Annotated in this window: 15 protein-coding genes; 4 read left to right on the plus strand and 11 right to left on the minus strand. The window is 66.7% G+C overall.

All coding sequences use genetic code 11. The features are described 5' to 3' along the window. Nucleotides 1-10 precede the first annotated feature (10 nt). Nucleotides 11-289 carry a DUF3572 domain-containing protein gene (locus PVE73_RS12660; RefSeq protein ID WP_277367256.1) on the minus strand — a complete coding sequence of 93 codons (279 nt, stop codon included), beginning with the start codon at nt 287-289 and terminating at the stop codon, nt 11-13. 256 nt (nt 290-545) lie between these two features. Here PVE73_RS12660 and PVE73_RS12665 point away from each other — a divergent pair, with 256 nt between their 5' ends. Both PVE73_RS12665 and PVE73_RS12670 read left to right on the plus strand, forming a co-directional pair. Then, nucleotides 546-917: a response regulator gene (locus tag PVE73_RS12665; RefSeq protein ID WP_277367257.1), complete on the plus strand. Its 372-nt coding sequence runs from the start codon at nt 546-548 to the stop codon at nt 915-917. 40 nt (nt 918-957) lie between these two features. Further along, a complete protein-coding gene (locus PVE73_RS12670; RefSeq protein WP_277367258.1) occupies nt 958-2,331 on the plus strand; it encodes a PleD family two-component system response regulator in 1,374 nt (457 codons plus the stop codon). 495 nt (nt 2,332-2,826) lie between these two features. Here the strand turns inward: PVE73_RS12670 and rpmG are convergent, their stop codons facing one another. The 5 genes from rpmG to topA all read right to left on the minus strand — a co-directional run bounded on the left by rpmG (nt 2,827) and on the right by topA (nt 9,173). Further along, entirely contained in the window at nt 2,827-2,994 is a 168-nt protein-coding gene (rpmG, locus tag PVE73_RS12675; protein ID WP_277367259.1) for a 50S ribosomal protein L33, read from the minus strand. 118 nt (nt 2,995-3,112) lie between these two features. Beyond that, the gene (locus tag PVE73_RS12680; RefSeq protein WP_277367260.1) at nt 3,113-3,871 is read right to left on the minus strand and encodes an NUDIX domain-containing protein; all 759 of its coding nucleotides are present in this window, start codon (nt 3,869-3,871) and stop codon (nt 3,113-3,115) included. Between the two features lie 11 nt (nt 3,872-3,882). Further along, nucleotides 3,883-4,317, minus strand: coding sequence for a DUF983 domain-containing protein (locus PVE73_RS12685; protein ID WP_277367261.1), 435 nt, complete (start codon nt 4,315-4,317; stop codon nt 3,883-3,885). After that, a complete protein-coding gene (rnr, locus tag PVE73_RS12690) occupies nt 4,317-6,560 on the minus strand; it encodes a ribonuclease R (RefSeq protein WP_277367437.1) in 2,244 nt (747 codons plus the stop codon). Before rnr ends, PVE73_RS12685 begins: the two co-directional genes overlap by 1 nt. Nucleotides 6,561-6,626: 66 nt before the next feature. Beyond that, nucleotides 6,627-9,173: a type I DNA topoisomerase gene (topA, locus tag PVE73_RS12695; RefSeq protein WP_277367262.1), complete on the minus strand. Its 2,547-nt coding sequence runs from the start codon at nt 9,171-9,173 to the stop codon at nt 6,627-6,629. A gap of 329 nt (nt 9,174-9,502) precedes the next feature. Between topA and PVE73_RS12700 the strand changes: the two genes are divergently transcribed. Beyond that, nucleotides 9,503-9,706 (plus strand): hypothetical protein, encoded by a 204-nt coding sequence (locus PVE73_RS12700; RefSeq protein ID WP_277367263.1) that lies wholly within the window; start codon nt 9,503-9,505, stop codon nt 9,704-9,706. Here the strand turns inward: PVE73_RS12700 and dprA are convergent. Genes dprA through PVE73_RS12720 form a run of 4 tightly spaced genes read right to left on the minus strand, consistent with a single transcriptional unit; the run spans nt 9,683 to nt 13,691 of the window. Continuing rightward, complete coding sequence (gene dprA / locus PVE73_RS12705; RefSeq protein WP_277367264.1) at nt 9,683-10,816, minus strand: DNA-processing protein DprA; 1,134 nt, start codon at nt 10,814-10,816, stop codon at nt 9,683-9,685. The genes PVE73_RS12700 and dprA overlap by 24 nt on opposite strands. A 3-nt stretch (nt 10,817-10,819) precedes the next feature. After that, nucleotides 10,820-11,431 (minus strand): glycerol-3-phosphate 1-O-acyltransferase PlsY, encoded by a 612-nt coding sequence (gene plsY / locus PVE73_RS12710; protein WP_277367265.1) that lies wholly within the window; start codon nt 11,429-11,431, stop codon nt 10,820-10,822. A 17-nt stretch (nt 11,432-11,448) separates the two neighbouring features. Next, nucleotides 11,449-12,735 (minus strand): dihydroorotase, encoded by a 1,287-nt coding sequence (locus tag PVE73_RS12715; protein ID WP_277367266.1) that lies wholly within the window; start codon nt 12,733-12,735, stop codon nt 11,449-11,451. Further along, nucleotides 12,732-13,691 carry an aspartate carbamoyltransferase catalytic subunit gene (locus tag PVE73_RS12720; protein WP_277367267.1) on the minus strand — a complete coding sequence of 320 codons (960 nt, stop codon included), beginning with the start codon at nt 13,689-13,691 and terminating at the stop codon, nt 12,732-12,734. The genes PVE73_RS12715 and PVE73_RS12720 overlap by 4 nt, the downstream gene beginning before the upstream one ends. A gap of 153 nt (nt 13,692-13,844) precedes the next feature. Between PVE73_RS12720 and PVE73_RS12725 the strand changes: the two genes are divergently transcribed. Then, nucleotides 13,845-15,506, plus strand: coding sequence for an acyl-CoA dehydrogenase family protein (locus tag PVE73_RS12725; protein ID WP_277367268.1), 1,662 nt, complete (start codon nt 13,845-13,847; stop codon nt 15,504-15,506). Nucleotides 15,507-15,531: 25 nt separating this feature from the next. Here PVE73_RS12725 and ruvX read toward each other — a convergent pair whose 3' ends face one another. After that, on the minus strand, nt 15,532-16,014 hold the full coding sequence (gene ruvX, locus PVE73_RS12730; RefSeq protein WP_277367269.1) for a Holliday junction resolvase RuvX: 483 nt from the start codon (nt 16,012-16,014) through the stop codon (nt 15,532-15,534). Nucleotides 16,015-16,027 lie beyond the last annotated feature (13 nt).

The following is a 16,027-nucleotide window of genomic DNA, read 5'->3' on the forward strand; positions in this document are numbered from 1 at the left end:
CTGCTCAGGCCTAGGTGTCCCAGCGCTCCTCGCCGAAGGGCAGCGCCTTGTGGGCGGCGTCCACATCCTGCGGGGCGACGCCGTTCGCTTCGCTGAACGCCATGAGCGTGGGCTCGTGGGCGAGCACGAACTGGAGCACGCCGGCGAGGAAGCCGGGCTCCCGCGCGGCCTGCCGGATCTGGTCCGCCTCGATGCCGGTGAGCGAGAGGAAGCGCGGCAGGAGCTGCGGGTCGGAGGCGATGAAGGCGAGGGCGCTTATGGCGATGGCTTCCGCTTGATCGGGGCGCATGAAGTTTCTCTTCCGTCCTTGCAATGCCGTCGGTGACGCGAGCCTGCGCTACCGTCGTGTTAGAGCATTTCACGGCCGGAATCATCCGGTCGCGCAGAGCTGCCGCGGGCCTGCATCCTCAACACTGCTTGAAACAGCCGCCTCGTGTCCCATAATTTTTTCATTCGTAAAGCAAATTGTGCCAGAAGGCCCTATAAGGGGCGAAGTGGGAAGCCGCGTTCCGTATCGGGAGGCGGTGGGTCTTTGCGGGGAGCCGATGCCGAAAAAGGTCATGATCGTCGAGGACAACGAGCTCAACATGAAGCTCTTCCGCGACCTCATAGAGGCGAGTGGTTACGAGACGGTGCGCACGCGCGACGGTCTGCAGGCGATGGAACTGGCACGGCGGCACCGACCCGATCTGATCCTGATGGACATTCAGCTTCCCGAGGTCTCCGGCCTCGAGGTCACGAAATGGCTGAAGGAGGATGACGAGCTGCGCGACATTCCGGTGATCGCCGTCACCGCCTTCGCTATGAAGGGCGACGAGGAGCGGATACGCCAGGGCGGCTGCGAGGCCTATATCTCCAAGCCGATCTCGGTGCAGAGCTTCATCGAGACCATCAAATCCTATCTTGGTGACGCGTGATGCGCGCGCGGATCTTGTCCAGCGGGAGTGACCGAGCGCTATGACTGCCCGTATTCTTGTCGTCGACGACGTTCCCGCCAATCTGCGCCTACTGGAGGCGCGGCTCCTTGCCGAATATTACGACGTGGTGACCGCCCGGTCGGGTCCCGACGCGATCGAGATCTGCGAGGCGAGCAAGATCGATGTCGTCCTGCTCGACGTGATGATGCCCGGCATGGACGGTTTCGAGGTGTGCCGGCGGCTGAAGGCCGATCCGGCCACCACCCACGTGCCAGTCATCATGATCACCGCGCTCGACCAGCCCGCCGACCGTGTGCGCGGGCTCGAGGCGGGTGCCGACGATTTCCTGACCAAGCCGGTCAACGACCTGCAGCTTCTCACGCGTGTGAAGAGCCTGACCCGGCTGAAGGCGCTGACGGACGAGCTGAGACTGCGCGCGGCGACGACGCGCAATATCGGCATCGAACAGCTTCTGCAGAAGAAGAGCGGCGACAGCGAGGAGACGCCGGCCGTCCTGCTCATCGACGAAGACGAGGCCTCGGGCCGGCAGCTGCAGCGGATGCTGCACGACCATTTCCGGCTCGACATGGCCGAGGACCCGCAACAGGGGCTGATCCGGGCCGCCGAGAAGCCCTATGAGTGCATCATCGTGTCCAGCACCTTCGCGCACTATGATCCGCTGCGGCTTTGCTCGCAGCTGCGCGCCATGGACCGCACGCGCCTCGTGCCCATCGTCCTACTCGCGGGCGAGGGGGACGAGGCCACCGTTATCCGCGGACTGGAGCTTGCGGTGAACGATTACGTGCTGCGCCCCGTGGAGCGGCAGGAACTGATCGCCCGCCTGCGCACGCAGATCCGCCGCAAGCGCTACAATGACAGCCTGCGCTCCAGCGTCGCCCAGACGGTGGAGATGGCCGTCACCGATCCCCTGACCGGGCTGCACAACCGGCGCTACCTCGACAGCCATCTCCAGAGCCTGTTCGACCGGGCCGTCGCGCGCCGCCGTCCGCTCTCCGTGATGATCATCGATCTCGACCGCTTCAAGTCCATCAATGACACCTACGGGCATGACGGCGGGGACGTCGTGCTGCGCGAGGCCGCCGCCCGCCTGCGCCGGAACCTGCGCGGGATCGACCTCGTCTGCCGCTTCGGCGGGGAGGAGTTCGTGGTCGTCATGCCCGAGACGGAGCTTGAGGTCGCCGAGCGCGTCGGCGAGCGCATCAGGCTGCAGATCGCAGGCGATTCGTTCGCGGTGGGAAAGGCGGACGAGACGGTGACGGTGACGGTCAGCATCGGCATTGCGGCACTTCACCAGCCGCAGGACACGATCGAGGCATTGATGAAGCGGGCCGACATGGCGCTTTACGAGGCCAAGACCGCCGGCCGCAACCGCGTCGTGGCTCCCGCCGCCTGAGCTTTCCGCCCTCCCGGCAGATCGGGTGCGGGGGCAGGCGGGGCAGTCCAAGCTTTCTTTCGGGAGCAAGATCTGCCGATCCGAGCCTGCGCCTGGCGCGTTTACCTTAATTTTAATCGAATGCCGTCGGAGATTAGGTTGCGGTTGATTTTCCTTAAAAGTTGAGCAAATCTCTCAACCACTGGTGGGCGGGGTCGCAGGGGAACGCGCGGCCGTCCGCCCGCAGCTACCCCATGATGCTCAGGTCCGCCGCATCTCCTGGGTCCGTGGGGTCGGCCGGTCGACACTGGTGTTAGTGGCCTCCTCGTACCGCGGCCAGATGCCGACCGGCCCCCAATATCCCTGCCTCTCCTTGTCGCAGAGCCTGAAACGGACCGGCAGCCCGCCAACGCGGCCGCGCAGCGGAATGCGCGAACGAGAGGGCGGCCTTTTCGACCGACGAACAAAAACGGCGCCCGAGGGGCGCCGCCTGCATGTGCGCGGAAGCTGCGAAGCTTACTTGATCTTCGCTTCCCTGAACTCGACGTGCTTGCGCGCAACCGGGTCATATTTGCGCTTGGTCATCTTCTCCGTCATCGTGCGGCTGTTCTTCTTCGTCACGTAGAAGAAGCCGGTGTCGGCCGTCGACTGGAGCTTGATCTTGATGGTCGTGGCCTTGGCCATGTCGCTTATCCGTTTCTGCTGGTGAACTGGCGGTCCTGCGGCGCTTGCGGCAGCGCACGCTTGGAAACTCGCGGCACACATAAAGGGAACGCCTGGAAAGTCAAGTCCGCGCACCCCTCTAGAGAATCTCCCGCTCCATGCGCGTGCCGCGCATGAAGTAGAAGGGCACGGGTCCGCCGGGCGAAAGGCCGGGGTCCGTCTCCAGCCGCCGCTGCAGATCCCCGAGCACCGTGCGGGTAACGGCCGGGATATCAAGCTGCACCGCCTCCGCGATCGGCAGCCAGCCGATCTCCTCCAACTCGTCGGTGGGGGGTTCGGCAAGTTCGACGGCGACGTCGTCGCGCCAGGCGGCGAGGAAGCGCGTGTCGAAGCGGCGCACGCGTCCGGGCGGCGTGACCGCACGGGCGATATAGCGCAGGCGGTCGAGCGCGGGCTGGACGCCCGCTGCGACGAAACCCTGCCAATGCGGGCTCCTGGTGGAGAAGGAGCCCGTGCGGCCGATCAGGAGGCCTGCTTCCTCATAAGTCTCGCGGAGGGCGGAAAGCGCGATGGCCCGCGCTCGCGCCGCCGTCCCGCGGCCCGCCCGGGCGATGAGCTTGGCCTCTTCGGCAGGATGGAGACCGCTTGCCACGGCGATGCGGCTGTCGGCCGGATCCGTGCGGCCGCCGGGAAAGACGAACCGGCCGGGCATGAAGACATGACGCCGGTGCCGGCGACCCATCAGGACGAAATACCTGCCCTCGCGCCGGTCGATCAGGATGAGCGTTGCCGCATCGCGCGGGCGCATCGGTTTCCCGCCGAGGCAGAAGCCCTTCGCTTCGGCCGCGTCGAGCTCGGCCCGCGTCAGGTTGTCGATGCGCGGGCGCGGGGCGTCCATCTCAACGGCCGCTAGAGTTCGGGATGCGTTTCGAGCGCGTCCTTCTCGCCGCCGAAACCGTGCATCCTGAGCGCCCACTGCAGGCCGACCACGGCGCCCTTGATGGGACCGATGAGCGCCAGCGACATGAGGATCGTGATCGGGACCCAGATGGCGAGGTGCACCCAGCTCGACCATGCGGTCGCCGCCTCGACGCCCATAAAGGCTCCCACGACGATGTGACCGACGACGACGATCACCAGATAGGCGGGCAGGTCGTCGGCGCGGTGGTGGCTCATCTCCTCGCCGCATTCGGCACAATGGTCGACCGTCTTGAGGAAGGATCGGAAGAGCCGGCCCTTGCCGCAGTGGGGGCACTTGCCGAAAAAACCCCGGCGCATGGATTCGAACACCGACCGCCGGGCCTCGCCCACATGATCCGCACCGCCGAAAATCCGTTCTTCCATCATCGTCTCCTGCCCCGTCCCGCGGGGCGATTCGTGCGCTTCTGCTTCCGGGCCAATCCGCGCTTCGTCTTGTGGAACGATCTGGACGAACCGGGCAGGCGGACGGGTTCACTCACCATTTCGAAGCGCATGGTCCCCGCAAGCGGCGCTACTTCCACCAGGCGCACATCCACGCTGTCGCCGAGCTGATAGCCGCTGCCGCTGCGCTGGCCGACAAGTGCGTGCCGCGCCTCATCGAAGATATAGTAATCGTCCCCCAACGAGGAAATGGGGATAAAGCCATCTGCGCCATATTGAGGCAGGAGCACGAAGAGGCCGGCCTTGGTGACACCGGAGATGCGGGCGGAGAATTCCTCGTTGACGCGGCCTGCAAGATGCTCGGCGATCAGGCGGTCCACCGTCTCCCGTTCGGCGGCCATGGCGCGGCGTTCGGTTGCGGAGATAAGAGCCGAGATTTCCTCCAGCCGCTCCTCGTCCTGCTCGCGCAGGCCGTCCGGCCCGAGCTTCCTGGCCGTGATAAGGGCGCGGTGGACGATCAGGTCCGCATAGCGTCGGATCGGCGAGGTGAAATGCGCATAGCGGCGCAGATTGAGGCCGAAATGGCCGATATTCTCCCGCGCATAGATGGCTTGGCTCTGCGAGCGCAGGACCACCTCGTTGACGAGTTGCTCCTGCTCGGTGCCTTCCACGCGGGAAAGGATCTGGTTGAACTGCGAGGGCCGGAGCGCCGCTCCATGGGCGAGCGAGATCTCCAGCGATGCCAGGAACTCGCGCAGCGATTCCTGCTTGGCGAGCGAGGGGGCGTCGTGCACGCGGTAGACCAGAGGCTGGCGGGCGGCCTCGAGTGTCTCGGCGGCGGCCACATTCGCCTGGATCATGAACTCCTCGATGAGCTTGTGTGCGTCGAGCCGCGGCGGCACGACCACGCGGTCCACCGTGCCGTCGGACTTGAGCACGATCTTCCGTTCGGGCAGGTCGAGCTCCAGCGGCTCGCGCGCTTCGCGCCCGCGCTTCAGTACCGAATAGGCGTTCCAGAGCGGGCGGAGCACGGTTTCGAGCAGTGGCCCGGTCTTGTCGTCCGGCCGGCCGTCGACCGCCGCCTGCGCCTGCTCGTAGGAAAGCCTCGCCGCGGAGCGCATCATCACACGATGGAAGCTGTGGCCGATCTTGCGGCCATCGGATGAGAAGCGCATGCGCACGGCGAGCGCCGGGCGCGCCTCGCCTTCGCGCAGCGAACAGAGATCGTTGGAGATGCGCTCTGGCAGCATCGGCACGACGCGGTCGGGAAAATAGACGGAATTGCCCCTGTTGAGAGCTTCCCGGTCGAGCGCCGTGTCGGGCCGCACGTAGCAGGCGACGTCGGCGATGGCGACGGTGACCACCACGCCGCCCGGGTTCTTCTCGTCCTGATCGGGCTCGGCATGAACCGCGTCGTCGTGGTCCTTGGCGTCGGGCGGATCGATGGTGACGAGCGGCAGCTTGCGCCAGTCCTCGCGTCCCTCGAGCGTGGCGGGCTTTGCCGCCTCGGCTTCCTTCAGCACGCTCTCGGGAAAGACATGCGGAATCTCGTGCGCGTGGATGGCGATCATGGAAACCGCCTTCTCGCTTGTGAGCGAGCCCACCACCTCGAGGACCTTGGCGCGGGGCAGGCCATAGCGTCCCTGGGACAGAGGCTCCACCTCCACCAGATCGCCGTTCTTCGCGTCTTTGCGGAATTCCTGATCGACGGTGAGCTCCGGCTGGCGCCGCTCGACCGGCTCGATGCGGAACGTGCCGTCGCGCATCTCGCGGAAAACGCCGAGGACCACGCGCCGGCGCTTCTCGAAGACCTTCATCACGCGGCCGGTATAGGCAGGGCCGGCCTCTTCCTCGCTGGGGAAGACACGGGCCAGCACCCGGTCGCCGACGCCTGCCGGCGGTGTCCGTCCGCCGCTCTTCTGTGCGCGGATGGAGACGATCGGAACGGGGCCGTCCTCATCTTCCGCTTCTGCAGGACGGGCGAGCAGGCCGCCCTCGGCATCGCGCGAGAAGATGTCGAGCACCACCATGCGGGGCAGGGTGCCCGGGCGCGAGAGGCGGCGGCGCTTCTGCTTGAGAAGCCCTTCGTCCTGCATCTCGCGCAGCAGGTCCTTGAGCCAGATCCGGTCGCCGCCCTTCAGCCCAAATGCCTTGGAGATCTCGCGTTTTCCCGCGCGGTCCGGGTTTTCAGTGATGAAGGCGAGAAGCTCTTCGCGCGAGGGCAGGTGGCGGCCGGCGGATGCCCCGTCTCCTCCCGATGCCTTGCGTTCCGAGCTCCTGCGGGCCAATCGTCAACTCCTCGCCTTGCCACGCGCCGGCTTCTTCCCGGATTTGCCGGATTTGGCGGCGATCATTTCCAGCGCCTCCTCGCGGGACACGGACATGGGATCCTTGCCCTTGGGAAGCGTGGCGTTCACCTTGCCGACATTGACATAGGGCCCGAACCGTCCGTCGCGCACGGTGATGACGCCGCCGTCGGGATGTTCTCCGAGTTCCTTCAGCGCCGCCGGCTTGGCGCGGGCGCCGTTGGATTTCGACTTCTTCTCCGCGATGAGCGCGACCGCGCGGTTGAGGCCGACGGAGAAGACATCCTCGACGGATTCCAGATTGGCATAGCTCCCGTCATGCAGGAGGAAAGGGCCGTAGCGGCCGATGCCGGCCGAGATCATCTTGCCCGTCTCCGGGTGCTTTCCGACGTCACGCGGTAGGGAGAGAAGGGCGAGCGCCTTCTCGTGGTCGATGCTTTCGGGCGTCCAGCCCTTGGGCAGGCTGGCGCGCTTGGCCTCCTTGCCTTCGCCGCGCTGCACATAGGGTCCGAAGCGGCCGGAGCGCAGCGTGATCTCCTCGCCGGTGAACGGATCGGTGCCCAGCACCTTGTTGCCGTCGAGACCGGCTTCCGCCTCGCCTGGCTCGCCGTTCTCGCCGAGCTGGCGCGTGTAGCCGCATTCGGGATAGTTGGAGCAGCCCACGAAGGCGCCGTAGCGCCCGAGCTTCAGCGAGAGCTTGCCAGTGCCGCATTTGGGACAGATGCGCGGATCGCCCCCGTCCTCGCGCGGCGGGAAGACGAGCGGCGCCAGTTCCTCGTTGAGCGCGTCCAGCACGTCGGTGACGCGCAGCTCCTTGATATCGGCGACCGCGCCCGAAAAATCCTTCCAGAAGTCACGCAGCACCTGTTTCCAGGAGAGCTTGCCGTCGGAGATCTCGTCGAGCTTTTCTTCCAGATCCGCGGTGAAGTCGTATTCCACGTAGCGATGGAAGAAATTCTCCAGGAAGGCGGTGACGATGCGCCCCTTGGCCTGCGGCACGAGCTTGCGTTTCTCGTTGGTGATGTAATCGCGGTCCTCCAGAGTCTTCAGGATCGCGGCGTAGGTGGAGGGGCGGCCGATTCCTAACTCCTCGAGCTTCTTGATGAGCGAGGCTTCCGAATAGCGTGGCGGCGGTTCGGTCGTGTGCTTGGTGACGTTGATCGCGTTGCGCTTGACGGATTCGCCGGAGTTGATCTCCGGCAGCCGGCGATCCTCCTCGTCCTGCGAATCCTCGTCCTTCACCTCTGCATAGGCGGCTAGGAAGCCATCGAAGCGGATGACGGAGCCCACCGCGCGCAGGCCTGCCACGCGGCCCTGGCCGGAGGCTTCGATCTCGACCGTGGTGCGCTCGATCTCCGCTGCCTCCATCTGGCTGGCGATCGCACGCTTCCAGACCATCTCGTAGAGGCGGGCCTGGTCGGCATCGAGATATTGGCGCACCTGGTCGGGGGTGCGCGAGAAGTCGGTGGGCCGGATCGCCTCGTGGGCTTCCTGGGCGTTCTTGGCCTTGGTGGAATACTGGCGCGGCCTGTCCGGCAGATAGCGTTCCCCGAAGGTCTGCGAGACGGCGGTCCGGGCCGCCTCCAGCGCCTCCGGCGCCATCTGCACGCCGTCGGTACGCATATAGGTGATCAGACCGGTGGTCTCGCCGCCGATATCCACGCCCTCGTAGAGGCGCTGCGCCACCTGCATCGTGCGCGAGGCGGAGAAGCCGAGCCGCGAGGAGGCGGCCTGCTGCAGCGTCGAGGTGGTAAACGGCGGCGCAGGGTTGCGGCGCGTGGGCTTCGCCTCGACGGAGAGCACGCGATAGGCGGCGCCCTCGAGCAGCGCCTTGATGCCGTCGGCCTCTTCCTGGCTCTTGATGTCGAGCTTCTGCAGCTTCTTGCCGTCGATCGCGGTGAGCCTGGCCTCGAAGGTATCGCCGCGCAGCGTGTCGAGGAGGGCGGCGATCTGCCAGTAATCCTCGCGCACGAAACGCTCGATCTCGCCCTCGCGGTCGCAGACGAGCCTGAGCGCGACGGACTGTACGCGGCCGGCCGACCGCGCGCCGGGAAGCTTGCGCCAGAGAACCGGGGAAAGCGTGAAGCCCACGAGGTAATCGAGCGCGCGGCGGGCGAGATAGGCGTCGACCAGAGAGGCGTCCACGTCGCGCGGCTCGGCCATGGCGTCGAGGATCGCCTTCTTGGTGATGGCGTTGAAGACAACGCGGCTGACCTTCTTGTCCTTGAGCGCTCGCTTCTGGCGCAGCACCTCCAGCACATGCCAGGAAATGGCCTCGCCCTCGCGGTCGGGGTCGGTGGCCAGGATCAGTCCGTCGGCATCCTTGACGGCCTTGGCGATGTCGGCGAGGCGTTTGGCCGAGGGGCTGTCGACGCTCCACGACATCGCGAAATCCTCGTCCGGTCGGACGGAGCCGTCCTTGGCGGGCAGGTCCCGCACATGGCCGAACGAGGCAAGGACCTTGTAATCCTTACCAAGATACTTGTTGATTGTTTTCGCCTTGGCGGGCGATTCGACGATGACGACATCCATTCGCGGGCAATACCTTTTTGGACCGCGGTCTGCGCCGCGGTTGACCCCGGACACGCGATCCGGCAGCACGTGACATGGCCGCGCTTGCCGTCGCGGTCAAGGGCCTCAAGCCTAAATTGCCGGACTCGCGCCGGCAAATGAAACAAAAGTCTTCAGTTCGTATTGGGCCTTGTTGGAGCTACGGCGACGCTCGGCTGTATCGTCTCCGACTACGGGGGATATGACATTGAGGATGGGAGACCATGAAGCGGGGGCGGTGTGGACATTTTCATCCGAAGCCTGGGAAAGCGGCGGCTCGGGGCCAGTTGGGAAAAGAGGAGCTCGGCCGCATGTATAACGACAACCGGAACAGTCAAACGCTGGAGTATATTCATGGCATGTTGGAGCAGTTGGGGGGGCTCGCCCGTCGGCAGGAATGCGATCTGCTGGCCTATCTCATCGAAATGGCGGCCATAGAAGCGGGCGAGCTGGCGCGCCAGGAACGTGCGGACCCGCCGGTCGCCAGGGTGTCAGGAGCCGGCGGGAAGAAGTGAAACGGAGCCGCCTGGATGGCGCTCGAGTCGGCCCGCCAAATCCAGTTCCAGGAGGATGAGGAAGACCTGCGCCGGGGCGAGCTCTGTGTGATGGATGATCTCGTCCACGCCCACCGGCACCGGGCCGAGCGCCTCGAGCACGAGGGCGCGCTCGCGGTCGCCGGGTTCGGGAGCGGCCGAGAGATCGGGCGGCGCCTCCAGCGCGTGCGGCCCAGGGATGGCGGCGCCGACGACCGGCGCCAGGGCCGAGAGAATGTCGTCCGCCTCCGTCACGAGGATCGCTCCCTCCTTCAGGAGTCTGTTCGTGCCCGCCGCGCGCGGATCGAGCGGCGAGCCGGGGATTGCGAACACCAGCCGCCCCATTTCGTTGGCGAGCCGCGCGCTGATCAGGGAGCCGGAGCGGTTCGCGGCCTCCACCACCAGGAGCCCGTAGGAAAGACCGGCCACGATGCGGTTGCGGCGCGGGAAATCGCGCGCCCGCGGGACCCAGCCGAAGGGCATTTCCGTCAGGACGACGCCCCGCTCGCCGATGGCACGGAAGAGCGCATCGTTCTCGGGCGGGTAAGGCCGGTCCAGTCCGCCCGCCAGCACCGCCACGGTGCCCGTATCGAGGCTTCCCTGGTGGGCGGCGGCATCGATGCCGCGCGCAAGCCCGGAGGCGATCACATAGCCCGCCCGGCCGATTTCCAGTGCCAGGCGCTGCGCGAACTTGATGGCGGCGAGCGAAGCGTTGCGCGCGCCCACGACGGCAAGCATCGGCTGCCGCAGAAGGTCGAGATTTCCCTTGGCCGCGACCAGCGGAGGCGGATTGTCGACACGCGCCAGGAGAGGCGGATAATGCGCCTCGCCGATGACGATGAACTGCGCGCCCATGCGGCGGCCGGCGTCCAGCTCGGCATCGATCTCCTCCTCATGCGGTATCCTGACCTGGCGCGCGCCGCCCCGGCGGGCAAGCTCGGGCAGCATCTCCAGCGCCGTCTCCGCCGAGCCGAAGCGGTTGATCAGCATGCGGAAGGTGACCGGTCCGACATTCTCGGTACGGATGAGGCGCAGCCAGGCGCGGCGCTGGCTGTCGTCGAGCCGGAGCCCGCCGGCGGCTTCCGGCTCCATGGCTCAGCCCCTGGCCCCGATGCGCGCTTCACGGCCCTGAAGAAGCCGTGCGATGTTGGCGCGGTGCTTCAGGAACACGAAGAGGCTCAGCACCACGAAGAGTTGCGCCGGCTGCACATAGCCCATGAGATAAAGTGCCACGGGGACGCAGACCGCCGCCACGAGCGCGGCGAGGGAGGAATAGCGGGTGAGGAAGGCCACCGCCAGCCATGCGGCGGCGAAGACGAGAGCGCCCTGCCAGGCGAGTGCGACGAGCACGCCGAGATAGGTCGCCACGCCCTTGCCGCCCTTGAAGCCCAGCCAGACCGGGAAGAGATGGCCGAGAAAGGCACCGAAGCCGGCGGCGATGGCCGCCTCCGGACCGTAGAAACGGGCAAGCAGAACGGCCGCCGTGCCCTTCAGCGCGTCGAGCAGGAGCGTGAGCGCCGCAAGCCCTTTCCTGCCGGTGCGCAGCACGTTGGTGGCGCCGATATTGCCGGAGCCGATGCTGCGGACGTCACCGAGCCCGGCCAGACGCGTGATGATGAAGCCGAACGGGATCGAGCCGAGGAAATAGCCGATCGCAAGCGCGGCAAGCAAAACAACCAGCGGAGCCGACCAGCCCGTCGCGTCCATCACTTCCCCCTCCGAAATCAGGCCGTGAACACTGTGCGGCCTGCAACCATGGTTTGCAAGACCCGTCCCTGCATGCGCGCGCCTTCGAAGGCGGTGTTCTTGGAAAGCGAGCGGATATCCGCCTCGCGCACGATCCAGGGCGCGTCGAGATCGACCAGGATCAGGTCCGCCGGTGCGCCCGGCTTCAAGGTGCCGCCGGGCAGGCCGAAGAGCCGGGCGGGCGCTGTCGTGAGCGCCTCGACGAGGCGCAGCAGCGGCACATCGCCTGAATGGTGGAGCCTGAGTGCTGCCGCAAGGAGCGTTTCGAGCCCGATCGCGCCGGCGGCCGCTTCCGCGAAGGGCAGGCGCTTCGTGTCCACGTCCTGCGGGTCGTGCGAGGAGTGGATGACATCCACGGTGCCGTCCCGCAACGCCTCCACCATCGCGAGACGGTCCTCTTCCGTGCGCAGCGGCGGCGAGAGCCGGAAGAAGGTGCGGTATTCGCCGACATCGTTCTCGTTGAGGCAGAGACTGTTGATGCTGACGCCGGCGGTCGCCTGCGTGCCCTCGTCCTTGGCGCACCTGACGGCGGCGGCGGACATGGCCGTCGAGATCTCGGCCGCGTGGTAGCGCCCATGCGTGAGCGCGGCGAGCATCAGGTCGCGCGCAAGCGGGATCGCCTCGGCCTCGCGCGGGATGCCCGGAAGGCCGAGCCAGCTCGCAAGCAGGCCCTCGTTCATGACGCCGGAGGAGGCGAGGTCGGGATCCTGTGTCGCATGGGCGAGCACGATGCCCATGTCGCGCGCATAGGTAAGCGCACGGCGCATGGTGAGCGGGCTTGCGATCGTCCGGCGGCCTTCGGTGAGCATCACCGCGCCTGCCTCCTGCAGCAGGCCGACCTCGCTGATCTCGCGGCCCGCGAGCCCCTTGGTGACGGCTGCGGCGGGAAAGACGTTGACGGGCGCCGTCTCCCGCGCGGTGCGTCGAACGAATTCCACCAGCGCCACGTCGTCGATGACGGGCGAGGTGTCGGGCATCATGATGATCGAGGTGACGCCGCCCGCGGCCGCAGCCCGCCCGGCGGAGGCGATGGTCTCGCGGTGCTCCGCACCCGGCTCGCCGATGAAGACGCGCACGTCTACGAGGCCCGGCAGCACGGCCTTGCCGGCGCAGTCGATGACGGTGGCGCCATCCGGAACACCCTGGTTGCGCGCATCGGCTCCGGCGGCGCGGATTTCGGCGCCTTCGACGATCACCGTGCCGGTCTCGTCGAGCCCGCGCGAAGGATCGACCACGCGGGCATTGGTGAAGACGGTGACACTCATGCCGCGCCTCCATTGCGGCGCGGATCGAGCAGCGCCTCCATGACCGCCATGCGTACGGCGACCCCCATCTCCACCTGCTCCTGGATCATGCTGTGCGGGCCGTCCGCCACGTCCGAGGCGATCTCGACCCCCCGGTTCATGGGACCGGGATGCATGACGATCGCGTCCTCCTTGGCCGCATTCAGCTTTTCCCCGTCGAGGCCGAAGAAGCGGAAATATTCGCGCACGGAGGGCACGAAGGTTCCCGCCATGCGCTCGCGCTGCAGCCTGAGCATCATGACGACGTCGGCGCCCGCGAGGCCATCGCTCATCGTGGTGAAGGGCTCTACCCCCATCTGGCCGATGCCCGAGGGCAGGAGCGTGGAAGGCGCCACGACGCGCACGCGTGCGCCGAGCGCATTGAGCAGGATGACGTTCGACCGCGCCACGCGCGAGTGGAGCACATCCCCACAGATGGCCACCACGAGCCCGGCGATGCGCCCCTTGGCGCGGCGGATGGTGAGCGCGTCGAGCAATGCCTGCGTGGGATGCTCGTGCGCGCCGTCCCCGGCATTGACGACGGAGCAGCCCACCTTCTGCGCGAGAAGGGCGGCGGCACCCGCCGCCGAATGGCGGATGACGAGAATGTCCGGCCGCATGGCGTTCAGTGTCATCGCCGTGTCGAGCAGCGTCTCGCCCTTTTTGGCGGAGGAGCTTGCGACGGACATGTTCATGACATCGGCGCCAAGCCGCTTTCCCGCCAGCTCGAAGGAGGACTGGGTGCGGGTCGAGGCCTCGTAGAAGAGATTGATCTGCGTGCGTCCGCGCAAGGTCGCAAGCTTTTTCTCCGGCTGTCGCGAAACCGCGACGGCGGCGTCGGCCCTGTCGAGCAGGAGTTCGATATCGGCGGGCGAAAGGCCCTTGATGCCCAGGAGATGGCGGTGCGGAAAGAGGGGGAAGGCCGAAGCGTCTGTCATCTTGAAGCGCTGCTATAGGCCGGTGCGTCCCACCCCGCAAGCAGTGAAAACCTTGTGCGCGGTTTCTCCCCGCCATTTTGTCCGTCGCGAAAAAAGAGATAAGGCTTTTCCGGATGCCAAGCCTGTATCAGAATCGATGGCTATTGTCAGGAAATGCGGGTTCGCCGCCTCAGAGGTGTTCTAGTGAAGAGTGATGAGGTGCTGAACCAGTCCCCGCCCATGAGCGGCACAAATGCGTGGCGCTCGGATCCGCTGCTCGTGCAACTCGGCGATGGCTTCACCGAACCGGTGCGCAAGGATCTCGAGCAGATCGGCCGTTTCGTGCGGACGCCCGAGGCCCAGGAGCTCGCGCGGCTGGCCAACGCCGAGACCCCGGTCCTGAGGACTCATGATCGCTACGGCCATCGCCTCGATCTTGTGGAGTATCATCCCGCCTATCACGCGCTGATGCGCCGTTCGGTGGGCGCGGGGCTCCATTCCTCGATCTGGGAGGACAGCGAGGGAGAGAAGGGGCAGCGCCACCAGGCGCGCGCGGCGCGCTTCTATCTTACTGCGCAGCTCGAATGCGGCCATCTTTGCCCGATCACCATGACGAGCGCGGCGCTCGCGGCCCTCATGTCGAACCCCACGCTGTTCCGTGCCTGGGCGCCGCGCGTGATCGCGCGCAAATACGACCATTCCAACAAGCCGGCCGCCCAGAAGCAGGGCGTCACGCTTGGCATGGGCATGACGGAGCGGCAGGGCGGCACCGATGTGCGGACCAACACCACCGCGGCGGAGCCCGCCGGCGACGGGCTTTTCCGCATCACCGGCCACAAATGGTTCATGTCGGCGCCCATGAGCGACGGCTTCCTGGTGCTGGCCCAGGCGAAGGAGGGGCTCTCCTGCTTCCTGCTGCCGCGGCTCACCGATGATGGTGTCGGCAACGGTTTCCGTTTCCAGCGCCTCAAGGACAAGCTCGGCAACCGCTCGAACGCTTCCTCCGAGGTCGAATTCCACGGCGCGCTCGGCTATCCGGTGGGCGAACCGGGTGCCGGCATCCGCACCATTATGGACATGGTGACGCTGACCAGGCTCGACTGTGCGCTTGCCTCGGCAGGCCTGATGCGTGCGGCCGTTGCGGAGGCCGTGCATCACACGCGTTACCGCCAGGTTTTCGGCAAGCCGCTGATGGACCAGCCGTTGATGCAGCGCGTTCTCGCCGACCTGGCGCTCGACGTGGCGGCGGCGACGGCGCTTGCGTTCCGGCTTGCGCGCTCCTTCGACGAGGCGGCCAACAGCCGCAGCGAAGCGGCCTATGCCCGGGTGATGACCCCGGTGACGAAATACTGGGTCTGCAAGATCGCGCCTGCGGTGACCTATGAGGCCATGGAGTGCCTGGGCGGCAACGGCTATGTGGAGGAGGCGCCGCTGGCCCGCTACTATCGCGAGGCGCCGGTGAACGCCATCTGGGAGGGTTCGGGCAATGTGATGGCGCTCGATATGCTGCGCGTGCTTTTGCGCAACGCGAGCCTGTTCGACGACGTGCTGGAAGGGATCAACCGTGATCTTGGTCCGACCGGCCGCGGCACGGTCGAGGTGCTGCAGGCAGCCATGCGCGTGTGCGAGAACGACGAGGGGGCAGGGCGGATCCTGACCGAGCAGCTCGCCCTTGCCGCCGCCGCCGCGGAACTGAGGCGGCTCGGGGCGGGGCAGGTGGCTGACGCCTTCATCGAGACGCGGCTTGCCGGCCAGTGGCGCGGCACCTACGGAATGCTCGATGCGCGCCATGATGCGGCGGCGATCGTGGAGATGCTCTATCCCGAAGCGGTTTGACGGAACTCCGCTGCAATGCGCGCGGCTATCTCCGCGACCCCGCCCGCAAGGCCTGGATGCGGTCGAGCGCGCCCTGCAGGATAAAGGCGGCCGCCGCGGCGTCGATGCGCGCCGCCCGTTTGGCGCGCGAAACGTCCATCTCGATCAGCGCCCGCTCGGCCGCGACGGTGGAAAGCCGCTCGTCCCAGAAGGCGAAGAGCAGATTCGTCATCGGCTGAAGATTGCGCACGAAGGCGCGCGTCGACTGCGCGCGCGGACCCTCGCTGCCGTCCATATTGACGGGAAGGCCCACGATCACCCCGCCGACATTCTCGCGGGAGAGGAGGTGCAGCAGCGCCTCCGCGTCCTGCTTGAACTTCTTGCGCGCGATCACCGTCCGCGGCGTGGCGAAGGACAGGCCGAGATCGGAGACGGCCACGCCGATCGTCTTCGTGCCGAGGTCGAGCGCGGCAAGCGGCCGGCCGACGGGCCTGGCCTTCTCCAGCTCCTCGATGGAAACAACGCTCACGCGTACAGCCCGA

Origin of the sequence: Chelativorans sp. AA-79 (assembly GCF_029457495.1) — a bacterium.
Taxonomy (GTDB): Bacteria; Pseudomonadota; Alphaproteobacteria; order Rhizobiales; family Rhizobiaceae; genus Chelativorans.